Genomic DNA, 26,347 nt, shown 5'->3' on the forward strand with positions numbered 1-26,347 from the left:
CTCGCAAAAACATCTTGGCTATCCGACCCCCGACTCAAACATGGGGTGAACGGTTATGCGTACGACGGGAAAGTGGCTGGTGAGCGTTGCGGCGGCGGGATTGTGGGCGCCGGGGGCTTTCGCCCGCGACGTCGCACCCGCTGACGACGCCGAGCGTGACGAGGTGGTGATCCTCGGCAAGAGCTACGGCAACGGCGTCGGCAAGACCGTGACGCCGCTCAAGGACGTTCCCAACACCGTCACCGTCGTCGACCGCGAGCAGATCGAGGCGCAGGGCCTGTTCACGCTGGAGGATGTCGCGACCGCGGCGCCCGGCATCACCGTCAACGGCGTGGGCAGCGAGGACCCGTCCTTCCTGTCGCGCGGCTTTGCCATCAACAACTATCTGATCGACGGCGTCGCGACCCGCGCCTTCGGCTTCCCCGGGGTCGTCCCCGATCTGTTCTTCTATGACCGCATCGAAATCCTGCGCGGGCCGGCCGGCCTGTTCAGCGGCTCGGGCAATCCGGCGGGCAGCATCAACCTCGTCCGCAAGCGCCCGCTCGATACCTTCAAGGTTCAGGCGGTGGCCGGCTATGGCAGCTACGACAATTTCCGGGGCGAGATCGATCTGTCCGCGCCGCTCAGCGATGCGATCGGCGTTCGCGTCGGCGCGATGGTGCAGGATCAGGACCAGTTTTTCGACGTCGCCCATCGCAACCGCGTCGCCGCCTATGGCACCGCATCGGTCCGCATCGGTGACCGCACCACGATCACCTTCGGCGGCAATTACGACCGGTTCAAGCCGGCGATCCAGTCGGGCCTGCCCGGGATCATCGGCGGTACCGATGGCAGCGACGGGCGGCTGCTCGACATCGATCGCTCCACCTATCTCGGCGCGAACTGGAATCGCTTCCGCTCCGAAAGCTGGTCATGGTTTGGCGAAATCGCGCATGAGCTCAGCGATCGCTGGACGCTGCGTGCCACCGGCCTGATCGCCAATGTCGATCGCATCGACGTGTACAGCTATATCGGCAACCAGCCGATTACGCAGGCAAGCGGCGTCACCAGCCACATCGCCTATCGCGGCGACAGTTTTCAGGACACCACGGCGTTCGACGTCAACGGCATCGGCACCTTCCGGATGTTCGGGCGCGACCAGACGCTGATCCTTGGCGCGGATTATCAGGCGAGCGATTACGCCAGCTACTATACCCGCCTGTCCAACTATGCGCGGATCGACGTGTATAATCCGGTTTCGCCCGCCGAACCGCCGCTCGATCCCTACACCAATCTGCCGCCCTATAACGGCGTCAACGGCCCGGTCAGTCAGGTGCGCGGCGGCACGCTCACGCGCGTCGAGCAATATGGGCTCTATGGCCAGATGCGGCTCAGCCCGATCGCTGGTGTGACGCTGGTCGGCGGCGGACGCCTGACCTGGTGGGATACCGATCTTCAGACGGTGCTGCCGACCGTCGGGGCCGAGACGGGCTATGGGATCGAGGGCAAGTTCACCCCCTATGCCGGCATCGTCTGGGACGTCACCGACCAGCTCAACCTCTATGCCAGCTATGCCGACAGCTTCTCCCCGCAAAGCTCGGCCAAGCCGCGCAGCGATGGCGGGCAGATCGAACCACTGGTCGGCGCGCAATATGAGGTTGGGACGAAGCTGTCGCTCGCCGACGACCGGCTGCTGCTGTCGCTGGCGGGCTATCAGATCACCCAGTCCAATCGCCTGTTCAACGATGCTGACCTGCCCGATGTCGTGTTCCAGATCGGCAAGGTGCGCGCGCGTGGGGTCGAGGTCGAGGCGGCGGGCGAGATCCTGCCCGGCTGGCGCGTCAATGGCGGCTACAGCTACACCAAGAGCGAGTATCTGGAGGACAGCAACCCGCTGCTCGAGGGCATTTCGCTCGTCCCGGTGATCCCCGAACATTCGGTCAAGCTGTTCACCAACTATGTCGCGCCGGACGGGATGCTGAAGGGCGCGAGCATCGGCGGCGGCGTTACCTGGTTCAGTTCGACCTGGGGCGGCAATGCGGCGGTATTCAATGCCGATGGCAGCCTGCGCACGCGTTCCTCGATCGTGCGGCAGGGTGATTATGCGGTGGTCGACCTGCGTGCCGGATACAAGCTGACCGATCAGGTGTCGCTGAGCGTCAACGTCAACAATCTGTTCGACCGCACTTACTATTCCCGCATCTCCTCGACCGGGCGCGGCAATTATTTCGGCAGCCCGCGCAGCGTGTTCGCGACGCTGCGGATCGCCTATCCATGAGCGGGATGGCGACAGGGCGCGCCGGTCGGCGGCGGCGGCGTCTGGGCGACCTGACGCTGCGCATCGCGGTGGCGCTACCGATCGGTTACGGGGTCGCGACCTTATGGGCGATGGCCCTGTCGCGGACGCTGCCGATGACGCGGGCCGCCGCCACCACCACGGGCATGCTGGTGGCATTCGCCGTCTGTGCCGTGGTGGCGATGTGGGCATTCGCGGCCCGTAGCGGGGTCCGCGCGCTCGCGATCACGGCGATCTTTGGCGGTGCGGCGGGCCTGTTGCTGTGGCTGTCGTTCCTCGGGGGGCGGCAATGAGCGTCTCCGGGGAACAGGGCTTTCGCCAGTCTCAGGCGTTTCTGCACACCTGGTCGGGGTTGCTGCTCGGCTGGCTGCTGTTTGCGGTGTTCGTGACCGGCACCATCGCCTTTTACCGCGAGGGGCTGAACCGGTGGATGCGGCCCGAGCTTCCCCCGGTGACTCAGCCCGAACGGGTGGTCGCCGGGGCGCAGCGCTATCTGGCGCAACGGGCGCCCGACGCCAAAAGCTGGTTCATCACGCTGCCCGGCGCGTCGAGCCATGGGGCGGTCGTGTCGTGGGTGCCGCAACTCAAGGAGGGCGAACGCCCCCGTCGCCGCCGCGGCGAACAGATGACGATCGACGCCAATGGCGACCCAGTCGATGTGCGTGCGACGCGCGGCGGGGAGTTTTTCTACCGCTTCCATTTCGACCTTTATTACATGCCGGTCATCTGGGCGCGGTGGCTGGTCGGGATCGCCGCGCTGTTCATGCTGGTCGCGATCCTGTCCGGTGTAGTCACGCACAAAAAGATCTTTCGCGATTTCTTCACCCTGCGCCGGGGCAAGGGGCAGCGGTCCTGGCTCGATGGGCATAATGCGACGGCGGTTCTGGGCCTGCCGTTCCATTTGATGATCACCTATACCGGCCTCGTCACGCTGATGGTGACGTTGCTGCCCTGGGCGACCGTCGCGGCCTATTCCGACAAGGGCAAGGCCTATTATGACAGCCTCTATCCCGAGGGGGTGCAGGCGGAACGCACCGGTCGCGCGGCGCCGTTGGTCGATCTCACCGCAATTCTGCGCGACGCGGAACCGCGGCTCGGCGGTGCGGCGGGTTATATCGAGGTGAACGAGCCCGGCGATGCCGGCGCCAAGGTCAGCGTGCTGCGCTCCGGCGCGACGATGCTGTCCTCGCGCACCCCGCGCATGACCTATGACGGCGTGACCGGAAAGCCGGTGTGGACCGCGCCGCCGCAGGACGCCGCGTCGACGACCGCCGGCGCGATGATCGGGGTGCATGCCGGGCGCTTTGCGAATGACTGGCTGCGCTTCGTCTATTTCCTGAGCGGCGTGGCGGGGTGTCTGATGGTCGCGAGCGGGATGGTCATGTGGACGGTCAAGCGCCGCGAAAAGCTGCCCGATCCGGACCGGCCGCATTTCGGGTTCCGGGTGGTCGAGCGGCTGAACGTTGCCGCGATCGGCGGGCTGCCGCTCGGCATCGCGGCGCTGTTCTGGGCGAACCGGCTGTTGCCCGTCGGCATGGCGGGCCGTGCAGAGTGGGAAATCCATTGCCTGTTCATCGCCTGGGGCGCGGCATCGCTGCTCGCACTGACCAGCCGGGCGCGGGTCGGGTGGGTCGTCCTGTTCACGCTGACCGGCGCGTTGCTGGTGGCCTTGCCGGTCTACAATCTGGTCGGGACCGATGCGGGGCTGTTCGCCGCGCTGGGGCGTGGTGACGGGATGCTGGCCGGGATCGACGCGGCGTTGCTGGTGTTCGGCCTCGGCTTTCTTGCCGTCGCGCGGCGCGTGGGGCGGTACCGTTCGGTCGCGCCGAAAAAGCGGAGATCTGTGGTCCCCGCAATGACGCTGGAGCCGGCGCAATGAGCGCGCTGACACTCGCGCTGGCCGCGCTCGCCTTCGCCTTGTTCGGGCTTTCGACGTTCGACCATCACCGGCGCCGACTGGGCCGCGCGCCCGCTGTCGTCACGGTCAGACGCATGCGGCTGGGGGCATGGGCGGCGCTGCTGCTGTCCTTCCCGCCCGCGATCCTCGCGCAGGGATGGGTGTTCGGCCCGATCCTGTGGGTCGGATCCGTCATGCTGGGCGCGGGACTGTTGTTTCTCGCCCTCAACCTGCTCCCCGCCGGGGAGCCTCATCGCAAGGGGAAGATCGAATGAAGAAGATGTGGATCGCCGCACTGGCGCTCGCCGCCGCCACCAGCGCGCAGGCGCACGAGTTGTGGGCCGAACGCGGCGCCAACGGCAAGCTGCAGATCTGGCTGGGCGAGCCCGAAAAGCCGATCCCGGCCGCCGGCGATCCCGCCTTCCCCTCGCTCAAATCGCCCAAGCTGGTGCCCGCATCGACCGGGAAGCAGACGCGCGGGCCGGGCTATATCGAGATGGACGTCGCGCCGGGCGACGTGCGGGTGTGGGACGACAACATCTTCGCGCCGTGGCAGGAGGACGGCAAGACGGCGGGCGGCGTCTATTATGCGCGCAGCGGACGCAGCGACACGACCGCGCAGCTGCCGTTCGAGATCGTGCCGATTTCGCCGAACGGCAACCGCTTCACCGTCATCTTCAACGGCAAGCCGGTCGCGCAACAGGCGGTGACGCTCGTCTCGCCCGAACGGTGGATGCTCGCGCTCGAAACCGATGCAGCGGGGCAGGTCGAACTCCCGCTGCGCGAGAAGGGCCGCTACATCGTCAAGGCGGAGCTGAAGGAAACCGGCGATTTCACCCTGTCCTCGGGCGCCGTCCAGATGGTCAGCCGGATCACCACGACCAGCTTCGTGGTGCGGTAAATAGACGGAAAGGGGCGCGCATCGGCGATGCGCGCCCCCATTCGCTTAGAAGTCGGCGGTGACCGACAGTTTGAACGTGCGCGGCAGCCCTTGCAGCAGCGACGCATCGAAGGTCGGGAAGCTGGTGAACGACGCCGCCCAGTACCGATCGTTGAGCACGTTATCGACATTCGCGCGGAAGGTGATCGGGCTGCCGCCCATCACCGTCACGAACCGCGCGCCCAGGTCGAAGCGGGTCCATGCGCCCAATTCCAGCGTGTTCCGCATCGTCACCATCTGTGGCCCGGTGTGCATCACGCGGCCGGTGACGGTGAGGCCGCCGACGACGTCCCATTCGACATTGGCGTTGGCGGTATAGTCGGGCACGCCCACCGCCTTCATGCCGTTCAGCGTCGCATCGGCGTTGCGCGTCAGCTTGGCATCGTTGATCGCGGCGCCCGCGATGATGCGCAGCCCCTCGGTCAGCTCCCCGTCGACTGCCAGTTCGACGCCCCGATTGCGCTGCTCACCCTCGATCACGAAGATGCGCGTTGGCCCGGTCGTTGGCCGCGGCGCGATGTCGCGTGTGAAGGCATTGGGGCGCTTGAGCTGGTAGAAGGCGAGGGAGGCGTTGAAATTCCCGATCGCCGCCTTGCCGCCGAACTCATATTGGGTCGTCTTGAACGGCGCGAACACTTCGCCCGAGTTGATCACCGCGGCATCCACCGGAGCGACGCTGCCGGCGACCAGTCCCTCGATCCGGTTGGCGTAGAGCGAGATGCCCTCGCTCGGCTTGATGACCAGCCCGACGATCGGGGTGGTCGTGCCCTTCTGGTACCGGCTGGTCTGCCCGCCCGGCGCGATCGTGCCGGTCTGGTTATAGGCGTAGCGGCGATCCTTGATGATCTGGTGGCGCGCACCGACTGTCAGGAACACCATGTCGTCGGCAAAGCCCAGCGTGTCTGAGACATAGAAGCTGTGATAGCGGGTCCGCGCGACCGGGAAGGGATCGACCAGATTGCCGCCGCGCACTGTGGTTTCCGCCGGGCGTGCGACCTGCACCGGGTTATAGATGTTGGTCGTGTAGGTGCCGTAGCGCTGATAGGCGTTGCGGTTGACCTGCCAGCTGAGTGAGAAACCAAGGTTCAGCTGGTGCGAGATGCCCGCCGTGTCGCCCTTGACCCGGAAGCCCGCCTGCGCCGCCTCATTATTGTCGGTACGCGGCGTGAACTGCGCGTTGGCACTGACCGCAGCGCCCGTCGTCAGGTTGGTGAGCGTGACCGCGTTGAGCGATACGCCTTCCTCCATCCCGTCGCGCGCGCCAAATGAGGCATAGAACATCGCCTTGTCGGTCAGGTCATATTCCAGCCCGACAATCCCGAACACGTCGCGCTGTTCATAGGTCTGCCATTGCTGCGAATAATTGACGTCGCCGCGCGGCACTTCGGGGATCACGGTGGTCGTGGTGGGGATCGCGACCTTGTGCCGCAGACCGCGCACGAACAGCCGCTGATAGGCGAAGTCCGCAGTCAGCCGCAGGCCGCCCGAGTTCCAGTCGAAGCTCGCGCCCAGCACCGTGGCGCGGCGGAACTCGTCATCGACCGCGGTGTCGCCAGCGCGGAACGCACCGTTGAGGCGGACGCCGAATGCGCCATCACCGAACCGCCGCCCGAAATCGAACGCCCCGCCGAAATGCGCCGTGCCCGCATAGTTGAGGGTGACGCGGTTGAGGTCCTTGTCGCCCGCGCGCTTCGAGATGAGGTTGATACCCCCGCCCAGACCCGAACCGCCCGGTGCTGCGCCGTTGAGAAACGCGCTGGCGCCGTTGAGCACCTGAACCTGATCATAGAGTTCGGGCGCGACCAGCTGGCGCGGGGTCAGGCCGTACATGCCGTTGAAGCCGATATCGTCCGACGCAAGGTTGAACCCGCGCACCACGAACAGCTCGGCGGGCGTGCCAAAGGCGGTGCTGACGCGGATCGCCGGGTCGTTTTCGAGAACCTGCCCCAGCGTCTGCGGCTGCTGGTTGAGGATCAGCGCGGCATTGTAGCTCTTGACCGAAAAGGGCGTGTCCATCGCGTCCTGATCGCCGAGCGCGCCCAGCTTGCCGCTCCGGCTGACCTGGCTCTGGTTGTCGCGTTGGGCGGTGATCAGCACCTCGTCGTCGCTCTGCGCTTCCTGCGCGAACGCCGACCCTCCCGCCACCATCACCGTAGCCATCGCGAAAAGACCGGCCCCACGCAGTGCATTCGTTCTCGAAACCATGATACTTCCCCCGAGTTGGTTGTGTGTTCCCTCCCGATACGGCTGGATCAGGGTCCAAGCCTGTTATCGCAGGATCAGCATGTCCGCCCCAGCTGGCCCGCGGAACATCCAGTTTGCACAGATGCAAGGGACCAATTGGGTAACCGCAAAGCGGCGGCGGGTAACCCGCTCAGCCGAAGCGCTGAACGCCGCCTACAATCGTGCGTAGCACTGACGTGCGCTTAAGCAAATGCGAATTAATCGCGAATAAGTCCTGATCCATCACTGCGAAGTCGGCGAGGTGGCCCGGGGCGATCAGTCCCATTTTCGCGTCGTTGAAGCCGGCATAGGCACCCTCGCGCGTATGGCAGCGCAGCGCCTGAGCAAGCGTCACGCGCTGTTCGGGATGCCAGCCTTCGGGATGCTTGCCATCCAGCGTCTCGCGATTGACCGCTGCGTCCAGCCCGGCAAACGGGTCGATCGGCGCGACCGGCCAGTCCGATCCCATGCAGACATGCGCACCCGATCGCACCAGCGAACCGAACGCAAAGCTGGTTTCCAGCCGCGTCTCGCCGATCCGGCGGACCGCCCAGCGGCCATCGTCGATCGCGTGATAGGGCTGGACCGAGGCGATCACGTCCTGGGCCTTGAAGCGGGAGATTGCGTGCGGCTTCATGTGCTGGACATGCTCGACGCGGAAGCGCCGGTCGCGCGGGCCATTGGCCTTGGCGACGGCGGCGAGCGTGTCGAGGACGATATCGTTCGCCTCGTCCCCGATCGCGTGCGCGGTGACCTGAAGCCCGGCCTTGTCCGCCCCCGCGATCCAGCGGCGCAGATCGGCGGGATCGGTGACGATGATGCCGCGCGTCATTGGATCATCGAGATAGGGTTCGTAGAATCTGGCGGTGCGCGAGCCGAGCGACCCGTCGAACACCACCTTGCACCCACCCCACTGGACCCAGTCGTCGCCGCGCCCCTCACGCGCGATCAGTGCGGCCTGATCCTCCCAGTCCTTGAGCGGGAGATAGTGGCGGAAGCGCAGCCCGGTCTCCCCCCTGGCGCGCAAGCGGCGGGTGGAATCGAAGCTGATCGTCTCCAGCTCGGTCGGATGGACCTGGGTCACGCCCTTGCTCAGCGCGACCTCGATCCCCTTTGCGACCGTCGCGTCGATCTGCGCCGGGGTGCGCTCGCCGATCGCGCGCAGCACCAGGTCCTTGGCCGCATCCTTGATGATGCCGGTGGGTTCGCCATCGGCATCCTTTTCGATCACCCCGCCCGGCGGCGACACGGTGTTGCGATCAATCCCCGCCAGCCTGAGCGCCAGCGAGTTGAGGAACAGCATGTGGAGGTCGTAGCGGATCACCGCGACCGGCGTGTCTGGGGTGACCGCATCGATCCAGTTGCGGTGCGGCATCTCCCCACCCCAGCGGTCCTGATCCCAATTGCCGCCCTCCAGCCACTGGCCCTTGGGCAGTGCCTTTGCCGCAACGGCGATCTTCTCGACGAACTCTTTCCGGTTCGCGGCATCGCGCAACGACGCCTGCGTCAACATGGTTGAGGCCATGACGAAATGGACATGCGGGTCGATGAAGCCGGGCGTTACGAACGCGCCCTGAAGGTCGATCACCCGGGTCCGCTTGCCCGTCCGCGCGCGCACCGCATCGGCGCCGATCGCGGCGATGCGGTCGCCCTTCACCCCGATCGCGTCGGTGCGCGTGTCGGGGCCTGCGCCCGTCCACACCCGCGCATTGATCCAGGCGGTGTCGAGTTGATCGTCGCTTCCCGCAAAGGCCGCGTGGCTGATCGCCGCCGCCGCAGTTCCGGCGCTAACGGCGAGGATGGTCCGGCGATCGATCATGCTTATGTCTCCCTGAGCGACCAGCTTCCACCCGGCGATTGGATCGGCAAACATCCAATTGCGTCGAGGCTTGCGGGACCAGTGCGATTTACCCCGCCGCTTCGCGCAGTGCAGCGACCGCCGTGCGCGCCTCATGCTCGTTCAGGCTGGCAAAGCCGATGCGCAGGCCGCGCGGAGCGTCGTCGCGGGTCATGAACGACCGCGACGCGGCAAAGCGCAGGCCCATGGCTGCCGCGCGCGCCTCCATCGTATCGAGGTCGGTGTTGGGAAAACGCAGCCAGAAGGCGAGGCCTCCATCGGGCATGCGATAGTCGACCAGATCGCCCAAGCCGCGATCGATCTCCTTCGCGAAATTCTCGCGTCGCTTGGCATAGACCTGCCGCACCTTGCGCGCGTGGCGGCGCAGTTCGCCATTCTCGATCAGCTCGGCGGCGGCATCCTCGGTCAGCGTGTTGCCCATGCCATCGGTCAGCGACACCATGTGCGCGATCGCATCGATCACCGGCGGCGGGGCGGCGACATAGCCGATGCGTAACGCGGGCAGCAGCAGCTTCGACATCGACCCGACGTAGATGACATGGCCGGGGCCATAGCCCGCCATCGGCAACAGCGGCTGCGATTCGAAATGGAATTCGTGGTCGTAGTCATCCTCGATGATCGCAAAGCCAAACTGATGGGCGAGCTCGAGCAGCCGTAGCCGCCGCTCGGGGCGCAGCGATACGGTGGTGGGAAATTGGTGGTGCGGCGTCAGGAACACCGCACGCACCGCGTTGCGGCGGCATGCGCGCTCGACGGCCTCAACGTCGATCCCGTCCTCGCCCAGCCCGACCGAGACGATGTTCGCGCCCAGTGACCGGAATGCGGCGACCGCCGGTTCATAGGTCAGTGCCTCGACGATCACCGTATCGCCCGGCCGGACCAGCACATGCGCGGCGAGGAAGATGCCGTTCTGGCTGCCGCGCGTGATGCAGATATTCTCCGCCGTGACCGGCAGGCCGCGCTGGCTCTTGAGCATCGTCGCGATGCTCTCCCGTAGCGTCAGCGACCCGCGCGGATTGCCGTATTGGAACAGGTTTTCGCGGGACGCACGCTGCGCGGCGGCGCGATAGGCGCGGGCGAGCAGGTCGGCGGGAAACAGGCGACCGTCCGGCGCGCCCTCGTCCAGCTTGAGACCGGGGCCGGAGGGGAGTGCGAGCGGGCGTTCGGGCGGCGGGGCGTAGCGATAGTCGATCGGCGCGTCGCTCATCGTCGCCTCGACCCCGGCGCGCTGACGGGTCACAGGCTCGGGCAGCGACGCCGACACCATTGTCCCGCGCGTCCCCGCCGAATCCAGCCAGCCCTGCGCGATCAGGTCTTCATAGGCCAGCACCACGGTCTTGCGGTTGACCCCCAAAATGGTGGCCAGTTCGCGGCTGCTGGGAAGATAGGTACCCGAGGTTAGTCGCCCGCGTTCGATGTCGCGGATCAGCGCCTGAATGATCTGCATATAGATCGGAACATCGCGCGACGGATCGATGCGATCCCCCAGGCTGACCTGCCACGGTCGCAGCATTGGACCATCTCCATTGCAATAAATTGGACTATATCGGTACCAATGCTAACTGTAACCTCGCTGTCATGCAACCAGGGCTGGACCATCGGTCTTTTATGAATTGGTGCTTGTCCCTGCCCCAGCCATCGGAAAGAAAGGGGGCCAACCATTACGGGTAACGGGGCAGATGAGCGACGCGGACGGCATCACGGGGGTACAGGTTCCGCTGTTCGAACGGTTCGGCGACGCCGATGTTCGTGCGCTGGTCGAGGGCTATCCGCTCGCCTGGGTGTGTGGCGGCGCGGCGGCGGCGCTGGGATCGAGCCAGTTGCCGCTGATCGGCGTGTTCGATGAGGCCGGACGGCTGGTCGAGCTGATCGGGCATCTGATGCGCTCCAACCCGCTATACCCGGCGCTGAGCGACGATCCGCGCGCGACGATCCTGTTTTCCGGGCCGCAAACCTATGTCAGCCCGGAACATGCGCGACGCCGCAACTGGGCGCCGACCTGGAACTATGCGCAATTGACAGTCGGTGCAGAGGTCCAGTTCGACACTGCGCTGACCGAATACGCGCTCAAGGTGCTGATCGACGCGATGGAGGCGGGCCGCGCCGCGCCATGGGGCGTGGAAGAGCTGGGTCCGCGCTATTATGCGATGCTCGACCGGATCATCGGCTTTCGCGCGCGCGTGACCAGCGTGTCGGGCAAGTTCAAACTGGGGCAGGATGAGGATGACGCGACGCTCGGCGCGATCCTCGACGCACTGCCCGACGGCGACATGACGGCGTGGATGCGCCGGTTCAACCAAGGGCGGTAGGCGATGCGGCGGAGGGCGAGCATCGGGATTGGAATGGCGGCGGCGCTGCTGGCCGCTCCCTTTGCCGGCGCGCAGTCGGTTGCCCCGTGGAAGCACGACCCATTCCCCAGCCGCTATCAGGCCCCGGCCTCTGACGACATGCTGCTGCGCGGCGCGACCGTGCTCGACGGCGCGGGCGGGCGGATCGACGGCGGCGATGTGCTGATACGCGGCGGCCGGATCGTGGCGGTGGGGAAGGGGCTGGCCAATCCGGGCGTGCGGGAAGTGGATGCCAAGGGCCGCTGGGTCACGCCGGGGGTTATCGACGTGCACAGCCATGACGGCACCTATGTGCTTCCCCTCACCGCAATCGACCGTGAGGCAAGCGACGTTTCGGAGGTTGCGACCCCCGACAGCGCCGACACCTGGATCGAAACCGCGGTGAACCCGCAGGATATGGCGTTCGATCGCGCCTTGGCGGCGGGGGTGACGACGATCCAGATCCTGCCCGGGTCGACCCCGATCTTCGCGGGCCGGTCGGTGGTGGTAAAGCCGGTGCGTGCGCCGACCGTGTGGGGGATGAAGGCCGTGGGCGGCGTTCAGGGCTTCAAGATGGCGTGCGGCGAAAACCCCAAAAGCTGGGGTGCCGACGACAAGAATGACGGCCCGACCAGCCGACAGGGCGTCGTCGCGTTCATGCGCCAATCGTTCAGCGACGCACAGGCGTATAAGCGCGCGGTCGAGCGGGGCGCGTCGGTCAAACGCGACCTCAAGCTCGAGACGCTCGCCGGGATTTTGTCGGGCGATATCCGGGTCAATTTTCATTGCTACCGCGCCAACGACATCGCCTCGGTGCTGGCGGTGGCAAAGGAATTCGGCTTCACCATCGGCGCGATTCATCATGCGAGCGAGGCGTACAAGATCCCCGGCCTGCTGCGCGCGTCGGGGACGTGCGCAGCGGTCTGGGCCGATTGGTGGGGGTTCAAGATGGAGGCGCAGGACGCAGTGCGCGCCGAGGCGCCGCTGCTTGAACGCGCAGGCGTCTGTGTGATGATGCATTCGGACTCACCTGCCGATGGCCAGCGGCTCAACATTGCGGCGGCGAAAGCAGCGGCAGCGGGGCGGCGCATCGGGATCGCGACTCCGCCCGAAGTGATGATCAAATGGACCACCAGCAATCCGGCGCGGCTGCTGGGGCTCGACAAGCGCGTCGGCACGCTTGCACCGGGCTATCAGGCCGATGTGGTGCTGTGGTCGGGCGATCCGTTCAGCATCTACAGCAAGGCTGATCTGGTGCTGATCGACGGCGCGGTCGCCTATGATCGCAGCCGCCCGCCTGCGGTGCCGGTCTCCGACTTCGAGGCAGGACGCGGGGGTGCCAACCCATGATGCGCCTCGCGTCGCTGATCGCGCTCGCGATTGCCGCGCCTGTGTCCGCTCAGACGATCGCGGTGACTCATGCCGAGGCATGGACGCTCGAGGGCGAAACCCCCGTGTGTGACGCGACGATCGTGATCGCGGACGGCAAGATCGTCTCGGTCACGCCGGGCGGCGCGGTGCCGGACGGCGCGACGGTCATCGATGCGCGGGGCAGGCCGGTGACGCCGGGGCTGGTCAACGCCGCGACCCAGATCGGGCTGGTCGAGGTGTCCGGATCGGGCGACACCCGCGACATGGCCTCGGCGGACGAGCGCAATGCCGCGTTCGACATGAGCAGCGCGCTCAACGGCAACTCGACGCTGGTGAGTTTGGCGCGCGCCGATGGCGTTACCCGCGCGCTGATTTATCCCGCACCGTCGCGCTTCGCCCCGTTCAATGGTGAGGCGAGCATGGCGCGGCTGCGTGACGGGGTCGAGATTCTCGATGCCGCCGATGTCGGCGTCTACGCGGTGATCGGGGGCGGGGCGTGGGACCGGCTGGGGTCGCGTGCGGTGCAGTGGGCGGCGCTGCGCAAGGCGCTGGTCGATGCGCGACCCGCACTGACCCCGGAAAAGGGCAAGGGAAAGAAGGGCAAGCATGGCGGCCCGCCGCCCCCCGGCAGGCGCGCCGGCGAAGCGCTGATCCGCGCGGTGCTGCGCGGCGACGTCCCGCTTGCAATCCAGACGCATCGCGAAAGCGACATCCGTCAGGCTGCGGCGCTGGTGCGCGAGTTCGGCATTCGCGTCGTCATCATCGGCGGCACCGAGGCGTGGCGTGCCGCAGACGTGCTTGCGGCGGCAAAGGTCGCGGTGGTGCTCGACCCGCAGGTCAATCTGCCCGGCAGTTTCGACCAACTCGGCGCGCGGCAGGATAATGCGACCCTGCTCCGCCGCGCCGGGGTTGCCGTTGCGATCGGTCAGGCGGGCGGGGCGATCCACAGCAATTACAACGCCGGCATGGCGCTGCGCGAGGGCGCGGGGATCGCGGTCGCCAACGGCCTGAGCTGGATTGAGGCGCTGCGTGCTGTTACCACCGCGCCGCTCGCCATCTGGGGTCGGGGTGGCGGGACGCTCACCCCCGGCGCGGATGCGGATCTGGTCGTATGGGACGGCGATCCGCTGGAGCCGTCGACCAATGCGGTGCGAGTGATTGTCGAGGGGCGCGCGGTGTCGAGCCGCTCGCGCCAGGATGTGCTCGCTGAACGTTACAAGGATGTGCGCTGATGGACGTGTTGCTGGTTGGATGCGGGCGGATGGGCGGCGCAATGGCGCGCGGCTGGCACGGCGCGCACCGCGTGCTGGTGTTCGATCCGATGGCGACCGATCTGCCCGAGGGCGCCGAACGGGTCGATGCGCTCGCCGATGTCGAGCCGGGCGGCGATCTCGCCGTTGTGCTGGCGGTCAAGCCACAGATCTTCCCCGCGATCGGCGACTCGCTGCGCCCGCTTGCCGCGCGCGACGCTCTGTTCGTGTCGATCATGGCCGGGATCACATTGCAGGGACTGGGCGACGCGCTGGGCAGCGGTCGCGTGGTGCGCACGATGCCCAACACGCCCGCGGCGATCGGGCAGGGGATTACCGCAGCGGTGTCCGGACGCGACGTGCGGATGAGCGACTTCGCCACGGTCAACCAGCTGCTCGCCCCGACCGGCCCGGTCGTGTGGCTCGATGATGAGCGGCAGATCGATGCGGTGACCGCAGTATCGGGCAGCGGCCCGGCCTATTTTTTCCGCTTCACCGAAGCGCTGGCCAAAGCGGGCACACAGGCCGGCCTTCCCGCCGATCTCGCGATGCAGCTGGCCCGCGCGACCTTTACCGGCGCGGCGGCGCTGGCGGGCGCCGACCCCGCCGAGCTGGCCGAGCTGCGCAACCAGGTGACCAGCCCCGGCGGCACCACTGCGGCGGGCCTGATGCAGATGGATCAGGACGATGCGATCGACCGGCTGGCCCGTGCGGTCGTCGATGCGGCGGCGGCGCGTTCGCGCGAACTCGCCGGATAACCGCCCCAGGCAGGCCAGCGTTCACCGCGCGCATGGGCGCCTGATTGATTGGTGCGCATGGAAATCCGGACTTGGCCCGTTTCGACCCGGTGGCCGGCAGCTAGAGTCTGCGCGTCGGTTTCGGGGGAAGCATATGGCTCGGGGTGCGCTGGCATTGGTCTCGCTGCTGGCGCTGGCTGCACCGGCGCTGGCGCGGGACGATCTGCCGATGAAGGAGCGCCGGACCCTCAGCTATGAGGTGTCGAGCGGCACCTTCATGTCGCTGGCGGTGTCGCCCGATGGCAGGACGATCCTGTTCGACATGCTGGGCGAACTCTACGCCATGCCCGCGACTGGCGGCCGCGCGACCCCGATTGCGCAGGGACTCGCGTTCGAGGTTCAGCCGACCTTCTCCCCCGACGGCCAGTGGATCGCCTATGTCAGCGACCGCTCGGGCGGCGACAATGTGTGGATCGCCCGCGCCGATGGCAGCGGCGCGCGCCGGATCACCGACGAAGATGAGGGCGCGGTGCGCACCTCGCCCGAATGGAGCGCGGACGGCAAGTCGGTCTATGTCAGCCGCAACCGCATTCGTGTCGGCCATTACGAGCTGTGGCGGCACCCGGTGGACGGCGGGCCGGGCGAACTCGTCGCGCCGATCAAGTCCGCGCGCGGCGAGCAAAGCACATTGGGCGTGTCGCCCTCGCGCGACGGCAAATATCTCTATTTCGCGCGCACCGTCGCCGATTCATCCTTCGACCAGCCGGTCGCGTGGACGATCGTCCGCCGCCACATCGCCACGGGCGCCGAACAGCCGGTCATCACCAACTCGGGCGCGCGCGAGGCCGCGAAGGAAACCTTCTTCCGCCCCGCCATCTCGCCTGATGGCAGGCTGCTCGCCTATGCGACGCGGCGCATGGCCGAGACGCGGCTGCGGGTGCGTGACCTTGCCACGGGGCTCGACCGCGACCTCGGCCCCGCGCCGCTCGACCTGATGAACGGGGCGGAGTGGATGGACCTGATCCCGCGCTACAGCTTCACGCCCGACAGCAAGGCGATCCTGATCGCGGTGGATGGCAGGATCGAACGCCGCCCGGTCGATGGATCGGCGGCGACGCGCATTCCCTTCACAGCGAAGCTCGACCTTGAAGTCGGGATGCCCACCCGCATCGCGTTGCGCGAGCCGACCGGCCCGGTGCGCGCCAAGCTGCCGATGGGGACCAGCCCGTCGCCCGATGGCCAGCGGGTCGCCTTCGCTGCGCTCGGCAGCATCTATGTCCAGCCAGTTGCGGGCGGCGTATCGCTGCGTCTGCCGATCCATGGCGATCCGGCGGCGCAGCCGGGCTGGAGCCCCGATGGCACGCGCATCGCCTATGTCACCTGGAGCGAGCGCGACGGCGGGGCTGTGTGGAGTGTCGCGGCGGACGGCAAGAGCGCGCCGGTGAAGCTGAGCGCGCTGTCCGCCTTCTATACCTGGCCGGTCTTCACGCCCGACGGTCGCAGCGTGGTGACGGTGCGGTCGGCGGCAGCGGCACGGCAGCTGAGCGGCTATATCGTCTCACCGTTGCGCGACGGCGAACTGGTCGCGATCCCCGCCAGCGGCGGCGCAGTGCGGGTCGTCGCGCGCGGAATTCTGGGCCAGCGTCCGCATTTCACGCGCGCCGCGCCCGGCGTCGCGCACGTGATGAGCGACGATGGGCTTATCGCCATCGACCTTGCCACTGGCGCGAAGCGCGACGTGGCCAAGCTGCTGACCCAGAATTACTATTTCACCGAAGCCCCGGCGAAGATGGACGATATCCGGATCAGTCCGGACGGCAAATGGCTGGCGGCACAGGCGCGCGAACAGCTTTATCTGCTGCCCATTCCCGCCAATCCTGAAAAGCCGGTGGACCTCGCCGCAGCGGACAGCCCGGCGCGGCAGGTCACCGATATCGGGGCGAACTACTACGACTGGCGCGGCGATGGCGCGCTGGTCTGGTCGGTCGGCAATTTCCTGCAAGTCCTGCCCGACGCAAGCGCGCCGGTGCCGACCAGCCATGTCGAGCTGAACGCCGAACTGCCCCGCGCCCGGCCGCAAGGCAGCATCCTGCTGCGCGGCGCACGCGCACTCACCATGGCGGGCGGCGATCGGATCATCGAGAATGCCGACATCCTCGTCACCGGCGACCGCATCGCCGCCATCGGGCCGCGTGGCAGCTTCACGGTGCCCGCCGGCACGCCGGAGCGTGAGTTGGGCGGCAAGACCGTCGCGCCCGGCCTGATCGACGATCACGACCATATCGGCTCGATCCGCCGCTATGCGCTTGCCTATGAGGACACATCGATGCGTGCGCGGCTCGCCTTTGGCGTGACCACGGCGTTCGATCCCTCGACGCTGAGCATCGACCAGATCGCCTATCAGGATTTGATCGACGCCGGCCTGATGGTCGCGCCACGGCTGCGCTCGACCGGTCCCGGCATCTTCGCGCGCGAGCGGTTGACGTCGCGCGAGCAGGTGCGCGCGGTGCTGCGCCGCTATCGCGAGGCGTGGGGCCTCACCAACATCAAGCAATATCGCGGTGAGAGCCGCACGGTCCGCCAATGGATCGCGATGGAGGCGCGCGCGCAGGGCCTGATCCCGACCACCGAGGGGAGCCACAACCCCAAGCTGATCCTGAGCCAGCTGCTCGACGGCTATGCCGGCAGTGAGCATGCGCTCCCGATCGCGCCCTTGCAGGAGGATGTCCTCAAGCTGTTCGCGCTGACCCGCACCAGCTATGTCGCGACCCTGCTCGTCAACACTAGTGGCCCCGCCGCCCGGCACCATTTCGTCGCCAAATACGACCCCGCACTCGATCCCAAGGTCCGCCGTTTCTGGCCCCCCGCGACGATCGCGGCGAAGCTGGCCCAGCGCGACTGGTCCTCGCTCGCCGCCAGTCGTGCGCCAGTGCTCGCCAGGGATACCGCGCGCCTTGCCGAAGCCGGCGCACTGGTGGGCATGGGCGCGCATGGCGATGATCCCGGCATTGGCTATCATTACGAGATGGAAGCGCATGTTCTGGGCGGGATGACGCCGATCGCGGTGCTCCACGCCGCCACTGCAGGCGCGGCCGAGGTGATCGGGCGGCTCGGCGACATGGGCACGCTGGAGGTCGGCAAATATGCCGATCTGGTGGTGTTCGACCGCGATCCGTTGACCGATATCCGCAACACGCGGTCGGTCAGCCTGGTCATGCGCGGGGGCCAGTTGTTCGACGCTGACGCGCTCGACGAACTCTGGCCGCACCGGCGGAAACTGCCCGCGCCGTGGTTCGCGGGCGAGGAAAAGGAAACCCAGTGGCTACCCTACCCGTGACGATCGACCCCGAAATCCGCGAGTTCCTCGATGCGATGTCCGCGCGCTGGGCCGCGCATCCGCCGCTCGGGTCGCTCGACTATCCCGGCCAGCGCGCGGTGTGCGAAGCGGTGCGGTCACGCTGGGCCGAGGGTGGGCCGGTGATGGCTCGGACGGTGGAGCGGGTGTTCGATCCCGGTGCCGGGTCGCTGCGCATCCGCGTCTATCTGCCCGAAGGTGCGCGTGAGCCTGCGCCCGCTTTGGTCTATCTGCACGGCGGCGGGTTCACTTTGTTCAGCATCGACACGCATGACCGGCTGATGCGCGAATATGCTGCCGCCGGAGGCTTTGCGGTGGTCGGCGTCGATTATCCGCTGTCGCCCGAGCATAAATATCCGGTCGCGCTCGATCGGATCGCGGCGCTGATGCTGTGGCTGCGCGACCATGGCGACGAGCTGGGCATCGACGGCAGCCGTCTGGCGATGGGCGGGGATTCTGCGGGGGCGAACCTCAGCTTCGCCACTGCGCTGCGCCTGCGCGACCGGGGGGAGGGCGGGGTGGTCCGCGCGATCCTGTCCAATTACGGCTATTTCTCGAACATCATCTCCGACGAAGCCGAAGCGACGTTCGGCGGGCCGACCTCCAACCTCGATCGCGACGAGGCGCTCGCCTATTACACCAACTACCTGACCGACATGGCGCGTGAATGCGCCGACCCGCTGGTCTGCCCGCTGCTAGCCGACATGGCAGGGATGCCGTCGGTGTTCCTGGTCATCCCGCAATGCGACCTTCTCACCGAACAGTCGGTGGCGATGGCCGCGCGGCTGCGGGCGGCGGGGGTGGCGACGGCGGACAAGACTTATCCCGGCGCGACGCACAGCTTCCTCGAAGCCATGTCGGTGGCGGCGGTGGCGCGGGAGGCGATTGCCGATGGCGCGCGGTTCGTCGCGAAGAGTCTGGAATAGCGCGGCCGGGGTTGGTCCCCGACCGTTCCGGAAAGTGGAGGTTTGGCGGTCCACCCCATTGCGCCAGACAAGGCCGTATGACCGCATCGACCTCAGCGCCGACGCTTCGTCGGTCGATCCTGAAGCTGCACCGCTGGCTCAGCCTGGGTGCGGCGGTGTTCTGGCTGCTTCAGGCGCTGACCGGCGTGCTGATCGTCTTCCATTGGGAGATCACCGACGCGGGCATCTCGTCGCTGCACCGTCCCACCGATCTTGCCGCGATCGAACGGCGGATCGACGCGCTGGTGCCGCAGGGGGGCAAGGTCGCGTCGATCTGGACCGCCGCAGGCGCGCCGGACCGCTACACTGTTTATTTTCAGGATGCGCAGGGGACCAGCGCCTCGGCGCGGATCGCCGGGGATGGCACACTGCTCCACGCGCCAAAGCCCGATGAGGAAAGCCTGATGGGCTTCCTGGTCGGCTTTCATCACGACCTGCTCGGCGCATGGGGCAGCTGGCTGGTGTCGATCAGTGGCGTCCTGCTCTGCACCAACCTGATCCTCGGCATCATCGCCGCCTGGCCACGGCGCGGGACGTGGGGGCGTGCCTTGCGCCCGGCGATGCGCGGCCCCGCCGCCCCACGGCTGTACAGCTGGCACCGCGCGCTCGGCCTGTGGGTCGGCATCCCGGCACTCGTCATCGCGGCGAGCGGAACGCTGCTCAAGTTTGAGGATGGGGTTGGCGATCTGGTCGGGGCGGCGCCGGTCGCGATGCCCGCAGTTGCGCCAACCGGTGCGCAGATCGGCTTTGCCGCAGCGGCGCGCGCCGGGCTGGAGGCGCTTCCCGGCAGCAGCCTGACCCAGGTCGCCTGGCCCAAGCCTGACGACGCAACCTGGCGCGTCCGGCTGCGCGCGCCCGACGAACTGCGCCGCGCCTATGGCGGCAGCTATGTGCTGGTCGATGCCAATAACGGGCAGGTGCGCGGCGTCTTCCCGATCGCTGAGGCGAGCGCGGCGAACCGGTTCATGAGCGCGCTGTTCCCGATCCACACCGGCGAGGCGGGCGGGCTGATCGGCCGGATCCTGTCGATCGCGATCGGCCTGTGGCTGATCACGATGATCGTCGCCGGCGTGCTGCTCTGGCTCAAGCGCCGCAAACCGCGCCGGGCGGCGTGATCGCCGGCTGTTCCAATCCCTGTTGATGGTGAGACCCGATGCTGCTTCCCTTCCTCGCCCTGACCGCACTCGAGCCGCCACGCGACGAACGCGAAGGGCAGACGCACACCCATCGCACGCTTCCGGCGCAGGAAGGCGGTGACGAGAAGCCGTGGAATTTCGAGGTCGTCTATACCGCCGAACTCATGGGAAATGCCGCGGGCGGGGTGGAGCGGGGCACGCGTTACCTCGACAATCTCGACATCGTGTTCGACGCCGATCTTGAGCGGATGGTCGGCTGGACCGGCGCGCAATTGTGGCTCTACGGCCTCTACAACAATGGCAATTCGATCAGCGATCTGGTCGGCGATGCGCAGGCGGTGAGCAACATCGAAACCGGCACCCGCGCGATCCGGCTGTATGAGGCGTGGGTCGACCAGAAGTTCGGCGACGCCGCCTCACTCCGCGTCGGGCTCTACGACCTCAACTCCGAATTCGACGCGCTCGATGCATCGGGGCTGTTCGTCAGCAGCCCGCACGGGATCGGCACCGATTTCGCGCAGAGCGGGCAAAATGGTCCGTCGATCTTCCCGTCCACATCGCTCGCCGCGCGCGTTGCCTTTGCCCCGGCGGAGGGCTGGGCGGTGCGCGCGGCGGTGCTCGACGGCGTTCCCGGCGACCCGGCACGGCCCGCGCGCACGGCGGTCAGGCTCGGCAAGGGTGATGGCGCGCTGCTGGTCGGCGAGGTCGAAGCGCCGCTCGCCGGGGGGAAGCTGTTGCTCGGCCATTGGCGCTACACGGCGGCGTTCGATCGCACCGATGGCGCGGGCGCGGAAACCGGCAATTCGGGCAGCTATGTCCGCGCACAGCTCCCGCTCGCGCGGCGCGACGACGGCACGCTCGACGCCTTCATCCGCGCCGGGGTCGCAAGCAGCCGGTTCAATAGGTTCGACCGGTTTCTCAGCGGCGGGCTCAACTTCACCGGCTGGGTCAAGGGGCGCGACGAGGACGCGTTCGGCATCGCGATCGCCGCAGCCTTCACCGCCGATCCCTATCGCGCCGCGACCGGCGCGGAGGCGTCCGAAGTCGCCGTCGAACTCACCTATCGCGCGCAGGTCACACCCTGGCTCGCGATCCAGCCCAACGCCCATTATGTCCGCCGCCCGTCCGCCGATCCCGGCGTCGCCGACGCAGTGGTGCTGGGCGTGCGCACCGAATGGAGCCTGCACGCGCTGCTGAACTAGCGGTCTGCCTCGTCCGGCCAACGCAAGACGCCGCCCAGGTGCGCCCCGCGCATTATCCTGCGGTGGGCGGGAACCGCAGCGTGGCGACTGCGCCACCTTCATCGCGCGGCGTCAGGTCGAAACTGCCGCCAAGCTGATCGGCCAGAGTGCGCGAAATTCGCAGACCCAAGCTGGTCGCCGCCGCCGCGCTGAAGTCCGCTGGCGGGCTTGCTCCGTCGTTCGCGATCGTCAGCGTCACGCTTCCGACGCTCACGCACATGCGCACCTCGATCCGCCCGATCTCGCGCTCGGCAAAGCCGTGCTCGACCGCGTTGGCGATGGTTTCCGCCACGATCAGCGCGACCGGGATGATCGAATCCGGCGGAAGCTTGATCGCGCTGTCGACCTCGACCGTCGCCGTGACGCCCGGGCGTCCCGACGTCGCGAGCAGATCATCGACCAGGTCGGGCAGTATCCGCTCCAGCGTCTGGGGATCGCCGCTATGGTCGTAGAGCTGGCGCTGGATCCGCCCGATCGTCTGCAGTTTCGCCCCGGCATCGACCAGCGCCTGCCGCGCCGCCGGATCGGCGACGCTGCGCTGCTGCAACGTCAGCACCGCGCCGACCATCTGCAGATTGTTCGACACCCGGTGCTGCAGCTCGCTGAACAGCAAATGGCTGCGCTGTGCCAGCTTCTCGCACCGCTCGCGCTCTACCCGCAGCTGCGCGGTGCCGCGCTGCATCCAGTCGATCAGCAACAGGTCCACAGCCACGACGCCGACATAGAACCCCATCGCGATCGCAGCGCCGCTTTCGAGCGCGAAGCTCATTTCCGGCGGGATGAAGAAATACCAGGCGAACGCTCCGCACAGCACCGCCGAGAGGATGCCGGGGCCGCGCCCGAACAGGAACCCCGACAGCACCACTGCCGGGAAAAAGGTGAGAAAGGGGAAGCCTGGCGGGAAGGAACCGGCCAGCGCCCATCGCGTCACCAGCCCGATCAGCGACAGCAGGATGGCAGCGCTATAGCCCTGCCAGCGATGCGCGCGGGCAAGCGGAAGTCGCTCCAGCAGTCGCCCCGTATACCCGTTCACCCGTGGTCCCCCCGGTCCCCCCGCCACTGCGAGGTACTATCTTGGATCGAAAAAGCCTCCGAAGCCAGCGGCTTCGGAGGCTCTCGCTGTCCGATCCGGATTGCTCCGGAACGTAACTTACTTGACGTGCTTCGCGATGTGCTTGTTCATCTCGAACATCGTCACCTTGTCCGCGCCGAAAATGGGCTTCAGCTTGTCGTCGGCCAGAATCTCGCGCTTGTTCTCGGGGTTCTGGAGATTGTGCTTCTTGATGTATTCCCACATCTTGCTGACGATCTCGCTGCGCGGCAGCTCTGCGGTGCCGACGATAGCGGCGAGCTCGGGCGAGGGGGTGACGGGCTTGGCGATCCCGCCACGGGCGCCGCCAGATGCCTTGTTTTCGGCCATTCTATTCTTCTCCTCTGCGGTCCGGCAACCGATGCCGGATCCCGATCTTGGTCAGCGCCGACGGCCAGAACAAAGCCTTGCCACCGTTGTCGCTGCGCCGGATGTAATCCGGTTCTCTCCACGATGCACGTATTTGATGCGGTTCCAAGGGGGTTTGACACGTTTGTTTGTGGAGAACTCGCCTCTCCACCGCTCCAGAGGGGCGATCCGGCGCAATCGAGCGGCGTTTCGATCCGTTCATATCAGCTCACCGGCCCGCGCCGCCGCCATGATCGCGGTACCGGCCCGGTTCCCCACCCGGGCATCCAACGCCAGTATTCTATGGGTGGCCGGGTGGGGGAGCGGGCCGGTGCCGCGATTCAGCGAAGCTGAAACCGAAGAGGCGCGCCCGGTGTCCCGGACGCGCCCCATGTCTCGCAGGACCGGATACCCGGCCCCGATCAGGCCAGGATCAGAAGCCGACCTTCGCCTTCACGCCGAAGAAGCGCGGCAGGCCTGGATAGGCGGCATAGTTGCCGGTCTGCTCGGGCACCGCGAAACCGGTGACGTGGTAATATTGGTTGGTCAGGTTCTCGACAAAGAACTCCAGGCTCTTCTGGCGATCCTCGGTCTGGATACCGATCCGCGCCCCAACCAGCGGATATCCCTGATTGTAGAGAGCAGTCCGGCCCGTCGCCGGGTTCGGGTTGTTCGACGGGATGTTGACCTCGCTGTTGTAGCGCATGTCGACATGGACGAGGCCACGGATGCCCGACGTGATGCTCGGCGTCCAGGTCGTTGCCACCGTCACCGTGTGCTTGGGCTGGTTGCTGACCTGACGGCCTTCCTGGCCCTGCAACGGGGTGCCGGTGAAGTTGTTGTCGGCATCATATTGCGCGTCGATGTAGCTGTAGCCCAGACGGACGGTGAAGTCGCGCGCCGGCTGGATGATCGATTCCAGCTCCACGCCCTTGCTGGTCGTGCTGTCGACATTCTGGACAACGAAGTTGTTGCCGCTGAAGACCAGCGACTGAAGGTTGCTGAACTTCTGGTAGAAGGCGGCGATGTTGAAGGTGAAGGCGCGGCCCCACTGCGTCTTCACGCCGATTTCATAGGCGTCGACCGATTCCGACCCGAACTCCAGATCGCTCGCCTGCGGGCCGTTGCCGCCCAGCAGGACGCTGTCGAACGTCGCCTGATCCATATTGTAGCCGCCCGACTTGTAGCCGCGGTCATAGCCACCATAGACGAGGATGTCGGAATTCACCTTGTACGCCAGCTTGGCGGTGCCGGTGAATTTGCTCTCATCGCGGTCGTGCGCATAGCTCCCGTTGAACTCGGTGTTGATCGCCGGGTTGCAGCTCAGCAGGAACAGGTTGTTGAACAGGCCGAGCTGGCGAAGCAGCGTGGCGTACTGGACCGCCGCCGTGTTGCCCGCCCGCACCTGGTTGAAGAAGGTGCAGCTGCCGGTGTTGTTGCTGACCGTCGCGGTGAAGTCCTTCTTCTCATAGTTCCAGCGCGCACCCAGCGTCAGCGACAACTTGTCGCTGATGTTGATGATGTTGTGCGTGAACAGCGCGAAGGCGTTGGTCTTGACGCGATAGTCGTTGTTGTTGCCCTGACCGGCGGCCACGCCGGGCAGGGGACCTGCGGCCAGCGCCGCAAGGCCGGCGACCGGGGTTGGCGAAAAGCCGAGTGCGTTGCAGACCGGGACCGGGATCGTGCCCGATGGCGCGGTGCCGGCGGCGGTGCGGAAACAGCCGACGAGCGGCGCGGCCGCCCCATAGGCGGCCGGCGGTGCCGCCGGGTTGAGAATCACCTGGCCAAAGGTTGGCACGGTGCCGCCGAGCGAGCCGTAGAATTGCAGCGGCGTTCCGAACGTCGGACCGGCCAGCGCGTTGAAGATCGAGTCGACATAGCGGTTGCCGTCGTTGCCGACGCGGACTGTGTCGTGGACCTTGTTGGTTTCGTTCAGGTAGAAGCCGCCGACCAGCCAGTCGAGCGTGCCACCGAACGCCGAACCCTGGAAGCGCAGCTCCTGGGTGAAGTCGACCAGCTCGTTGCGATAGCCTTCGCGATAGGCGCGATCGATGCCCGAGAAATCGACATCCTGGTTACGCCGCACGCGCCAGTCGCGATAGGCGGTGATCGACGTGAGTTTGATGTCGCCCAGTTCGGCGTTGATCTCGGCCGAAACGCCCCAGTCGCGCACGCGCTCGCTCAGGTCGCGGTTGGGCGATGCGGCCATGCGGCGCTGCTCGGGATCGACGGTGGTCGGCAGGCCGTTCACCGAACGGTTCGTGCCCGTGAACAGGCCATCCAGGCCCTGCGCCCCGGCGATACCTTCGATCAGCGGCGCGAACGGTCCGCGCACCGCCGAGATCGCGCCGCAGCACTGCTCGTCGGTCTCGTAATAATCGGCGATCACACGCAGCGAGAAGGTCGAGGTGTCGTACAGTGCCTGACCACGCGCGTACCAACGATCGATATTGTTGAACGAGCGGTCGGCGTTGACGTCCTCGATATAACCGTCGCGCTTGCGATAGCCGCCATCGACGCGCAGCGCGAGCTGGTCGGTCACCGGGCCGGTGATCGCGCCCTTCAGCTCGAACGCGTTATAGTTGCCGTAGCTGCCTTCCAGATAGCCGCCGAGCTCGAACGCCGGCTGCGCAGTGAAGATCGACAGCGCGCCGGCCGAGGTGTTGCGGCCGAACAGCGTGCCCTGCGGACCACGCAGAACTTCGACGCGCTCAAGCTGCGGCAGCTCCGAAATCGCGACGCCCGCACGCGCGCGGAACACGCCGTCGATGAACACGCCGACCGCCGGTTCGAAGCCGGGGTTGTCGCCCGCGGTGGTGATACCGCGGATATACAAGGTGGTGCCGGTCGCCGACGACTGGCCGGTCGAGCTCTGCAGCGACGGTGCCAGCTGCTCCAGCCCGCGAATATCCTCGATGCCGGCATTCTCGAGCAGCGCGGCGGGGACCGCGGTCACCGCGATCGGCACGTCCTGCACGGTTTCGTTGCGGCGGGTGGCGGTGATGACGACTTCGTTACCCGAAGCCTCTTCTTCCTGCGCGGCGGGGGTGGTGGTGTCCTGGGCGATGGCCGGGGTGGCCGCAATCAGCGCGAGCGCGGATGCGGAAAACAGCTGGAGTGTTCGCATGGGGTTCTCTCCTCTCTGGGTTCTCCGGGGTCTTCCCTCCGGGACCATTCTTCTTGTTGTCGTTAACCCGCACGCTACCGTCGCTCGAATCCTTACGTCAACGTCAAATCGCCCCGTCAATCCGGCGGAAATGCTTGCTATTTCCCGTTACGATACCATCTGTGGCCGCTGGGCAACACGGCCGCATCCGCATGCCGTAGCGTAACA

19 protein-coding genes are annotated in these 26,347 nt (G+C 66.9%); 13 read left to right on the forward strand and 6 right to left on the reverse strand.

The genetic code is table 11. The features are described 5' to 3' along the window. Positions 1–55: 55 nt before the first annotated feature. Genes VGN66_RS12270 through VGN66_RS12290 form a run of 5 tightly spaced genes read left to right on the forward strand, consistent with a single transcriptional unit; the run spans position 56 to position 5,073 of the window. Positions 56–2,257 carry a TonB-dependent siderophore receptor gene (locus VGN66_RS12270; protein WP_327519096.1) on the forward strand — a complete coding sequence of 734 codons (2,202 nt, stop codon included), beginning with the start codon at positions 56–58 and terminating at the stop codon, positions 2,255–2,257. Positions 2,258–2,262: 5 nt separating this feature from the next. Then, a complete protein-coding gene (locus VGN66_RS12275) occupies positions 2,263–2,568 on the forward strand; it encodes a hypothetical protein (RefSeq protein ID WP_327519097.1) in 306 nt (101 codons plus the stop codon). After that, positions 2,565–4,154, forward strand: coding sequence for a PepSY-associated TM helix domain-containing protein (locus VGN66_RS12280; protein ID WP_327519098.1), 1,590 nt, complete (start codon positions 2,565–2,567; stop codon positions 4,152–4,154). The genes VGN66_RS12275 and VGN66_RS12280 overlap by 4 nt, the downstream gene beginning before the upstream one ends. Continuing rightward, on the forward strand, positions 4,151–4,447 hold the full coding sequence (locus VGN66_RS12285; RefSeq protein WP_327519099.1) for a DUF3325 domain-containing protein: 297 nt from the start codon (positions 4,151–4,153) through the stop codon (positions 4,445–4,447). The genes VGN66_RS12280 and VGN66_RS12285 overlap by 4 nt, the downstream gene beginning before the upstream one ends. Continuing rightward, on the forward strand, positions 4,444–5,073 hold the full coding sequence (locus VGN66_RS12290; RefSeq protein ID WP_327519100.1) for a DUF4198 domain-containing protein: 630 nt from the start codon (positions 4,444–4,446) through the stop codon (positions 5,071–5,073). The genes VGN66_RS12285 and VGN66_RS12290 overlap by 4 nt, the downstream gene beginning before the upstream one ends. 45 nt (positions 5,074–5,118) lie before the next feature. On the opposite strand, the gene VGN66_RS12295 is transcribed toward VGN66_RS12290, so the two are convergent. The 3 genes from VGN66_RS12295 to VGN66_RS12305 form a co-directional block, all read right to left on the reverse strand. After that, positions 5,119–7,272, reverse strand: a complete 2,154-nt coding sequence (locus tag VGN66_RS12295) for a TonB-dependent siderophore receptor (protein ID WP_327519101.1) — start codon at positions 7,270–7,272, stop codon at positions 5,119–5,121. A gap of 214 nt (positions 7,273–7,486) precedes the next feature. After that, the gene (locus tag VGN66_RS12300; protein WP_327519102.1) at positions 7,487–9,154 is read right to left on the reverse strand and encodes an amidohydrolase; all 1,668 of its coding nucleotides are present in this window, start codon (positions 9,152–9,154) and stop codon (positions 7,487–7,489) included. Positions 9,155–9,242: 88 nt separating this feature from the next. Continuing rightward, on the reverse strand, positions 9,243–10,706 hold the full coding sequence (locus VGN66_RS12305) for a PLP-dependent aminotransferase family protein (protein ID WP_327519103.1): 1,464 nt from the start codon (positions 10,704–10,706) through the stop codon (positions 9,243–9,245). Between the two features lie 166 nt (positions 10,707–10,872). Between VGN66_RS12305 and VGN66_RS12310 the strand changes: the two genes are divergently transcribed. The 8 genes from VGN66_RS12310 (at position 10,873) to VGN66_RS12345 (ending at position 21,536) form a co-directional block, all read left to right on the forward strand. Further along, positions 10,873–11,502 carry an FMN-binding negative transcriptional regulator gene (locus VGN66_RS12310; RefSeq protein WP_327519104.1) on the forward strand — a complete coding sequence of 210 codons (630 nt, stop codon included), beginning with the start codon at positions 10,873–10,875 and terminating at the stop codon, positions 11,500–11,502. A gap of 3 nt (positions 11,503–11,505) precedes the next feature. After that, on the forward strand, positions 11,506–12,870 hold the full coding sequence (locus VGN66_RS12315; protein WP_327519105.1) for an amidohydrolase family protein: 1,365 nt from the start codon (positions 11,506–11,508) through the stop codon (positions 12,868–12,870). Next, positions 12,867–14,123: an amidohydrolase family protein gene (locus VGN66_RS12320; RefSeq protein ID WP_327519106.1), complete on the forward strand. Its 1,257-nt coding sequence runs from the start codon at positions 12,867–12,869 to the stop codon at positions 14,121–14,123. Before VGN66_RS12315 ends, VGN66_RS12320 begins: the two co-directional genes overlap by 4 nt. Beyond that, on the forward strand, positions 14,123–14,899 hold the full coding sequence (gene proC / locus VGN66_RS12325; protein ID WP_327519107.1) for a pyrroline-5-carboxylate reductase: 777 nt from the start codon (positions 14,123–14,125) through the stop codon (positions 14,897–14,899). The genes VGN66_RS12320 and proC overlap by 1 nt, the downstream gene beginning before the upstream one ends. 133 nt (positions 14,900–15,032) lie before the next feature. Then, positions 15,033–18,215 carry an amidohydrolase family protein gene (locus VGN66_RS12330; protein WP_327519108.1) on the forward strand — a complete coding sequence of 1,061 codons (3,183 nt, stop codon included), beginning with the start codon at positions 15,033–15,035 and terminating at the stop codon, positions 18,213–18,215. Next, positions 18,197–19,159, forward strand: coding sequence for an alpha/beta hydrolase fold domain-containing protein (locus tag VGN66_RS12335; RefSeq protein WP_327519109.1), 963 nt, complete (start codon positions 18,197–18,199; stop codon positions 19,157–19,159). The genes VGN66_RS12330 and VGN66_RS12335 overlap by 19 nt, the downstream gene beginning before the upstream one ends. Before the next feature lie 77 nt (positions 19,160–19,236). Beyond that, on the forward strand, positions 19,237–20,313 hold the full coding sequence (locus VGN66_RS12340) for a PepSY-associated TM helix domain-containing protein (protein WP_327519110.1): 1,077 nt from the start codon (positions 19,237–19,239) through the stop codon (positions 20,311–20,313). A 38-nt stretch (positions 20,314–20,351) separates the two neighbouring features. Then, complete coding sequence (locus VGN66_RS12345) at positions 20,352–21,536, forward strand: carbohydrate porin (protein ID WP_327519111.1); 1,185 nt, start codon at positions 20,352–20,354, stop codon at positions 21,534–21,536. 52 nt (positions 21,537–21,588) lie between these two features. On the opposite strand, the gene VGN66_RS12350 is transcribed toward VGN66_RS12345, so the two are convergent. The 3 genes from VGN66_RS12350 to VGN66_RS12360 all read right to left on the reverse strand — a co-directional run bounded on the left by VGN66_RS12350 (position 21,589) and on the right by VGN66_RS12360 (position 26,140). Continuing rightward, positions 21,589–22,608 carry a sensor histidine kinase gene (locus tag VGN66_RS12350; RefSeq protein ID WP_327519112.1) on the reverse strand — a complete coding sequence of 340 codons (1,020 nt, stop codon included), beginning with the start codon at positions 22,606–22,608 and terminating at the stop codon, positions 21,589–21,591. Positions 22,609–22,725: 117 nt separating this feature from the next. Next, the gene (locus VGN66_RS12355; RefSeq protein ID WP_224922655.1) at positions 22,726–22,995 is read right to left on the reverse strand and encodes an SWIB/MDM2 domain-containing protein; all 270 of its coding nucleotides are present in this window, start codon (positions 22,993–22,995) and stop codon (positions 22,726–22,728) included. 451 nt (positions 22,996–23,446) lie between these two features. After that, positions 23,447–26,140 carry a TonB-dependent receptor gene (locus VGN66_RS12360; protein ID WP_327519113.1) on the reverse strand — a complete coding sequence of 898 codons (2,694 nt, stop codon included), beginning with the start codon at positions 26,138–26,140 and terminating at the stop codon, positions 23,447–23,449. Between the last annotated feature and the right edge of the window lie 207 nt (positions 26,141–26,347).

The sequence above is a fragment of the Sphingomonas sp. genome (assembly GCF_035998645.1).
Classification (GTDB): domain Bacteria; phylum Pseudomonadota; class Alphaproteobacteria; order Sphingomonadales; family Sphingomonadaceae; genus Sphingomonas.

Bases quoted from the DNA above. Each gene is read 5' to 3' on its own strand.
- VGN66_RS12270 (WP_327519096.1), top strand. From the start codon at position 56: ATGCGTACGACGGGAAAGTGGCTGGTGAGCGTTGCGGCGGCGGGATTG.
- VGN66_RS12275 (WP_327519097.1), top strand. From the start codon at position 2,263: ATGGCGACAGGGCGCGCCGGTCGGCGGCGGCGGCGTCTGGGCGACCTG.
- VGN66_RS12280 (WP_327519098.1), top strand. From the start codon at position 2,565: ATGAGCGTCTCCGGGGAACAGGGCTTTCGCCAGTCTCAGGCGTTTCTG.
- VGN66_RS12285 (WP_327519099.1), top strand. From the start codon at position 4,151: ATGAGCGCGCTGACACTCGCGCTGGCCGCGCTCGCCTTCGCCTTGTTC.
- VGN66_RS12290 (WP_327519100.1), top strand. From the start codon at position 4,444: ATGAAGAAGATGTGGATCGCCGCACTGGCGCTCGCCGCCGCCACCAGC.
- VGN66_RS12295 (WP_327519101.1), bottom strand. From the start codon at position 7,272: ATGGCTACGGTGATGGTGGCGGGAGGGTCGGCGTTCGCGCAGGAAGCG.
- VGN66_RS12300 (WP_327519102.1), bottom strand. From the start codon at position 9,154: ATGATCGATCGCCGGACCATCCTCGCCGTTAGCGCCGGAACTGCGGCG.
- VGN66_RS12305 (WP_327519103.1), bottom strand. From the start codon at position 10,706: ATGCTGCGACCGTGGCAGGTCAGCCTGGGGGATCGCATCGATCCGTCG.
- VGN66_RS12310 (WP_327519104.1), top strand. From the start codon at position 10,873: ATGAGCGACGCGGACGGCATCACGGGGGTACAGGTTCCGCTGTTCGAA.
- VGN66_RS12315 (WP_327519105.1), top strand. From the start codon at position 11,506: ATGCGGCGGAGGGCGAGCATCGGGATTGGAATGGCGGCGGCGCTGCTG.
- VGN66_RS12320 (WP_327519106.1), top strand. From the start codon at position 12,867: ATGATGCGCCTCGCGTCGCTGATCGCGCTCGCGATTGCCGCGCCTGTG.
- proC (WP_327519107.1), top strand. From the start codon at position 14,123: ATGGACGTGTTGCTGGTTGGATGCGGGCGGATGGGCGGCGCAATGGCG.
- VGN66_RS12330 (WP_327519108.1), top strand. From the start codon at position 15,033: ATGGCTCGGGGTGCGCTGGCATTGGTCTCGCTGCTGGCGCTGGCTGCA.
- VGN66_RS12340 (WP_327519110.1), top strand. From the start codon at position 19,237: ATGACCGCATCGACCTCAGCGCCGACGCTTCGTCGGTCGATCCTGAAG.
- VGN66_RS12345 (WP_327519111.1), top strand. From the start codon at position 20,352: ATGCTGCTTCCCTTCCTCGCCCTGACCGCACTCGAGCCGCCACGCGAC.
- VGN66_RS12355 (WP_224922655.1), bottom strand. From the start codon at position 22,995: ATGGCCGAAAACAAGGCATCTGGCGGCGCCCGTGGCGGGATCGCCAAG.
- VGN66_RS12360 (WP_327519113.1), bottom strand. From the start codon at position 26,140: ATGCGAACACTCCAGCTGTTTTCCGCATCCGCGCTCGCGCTGATTGCG.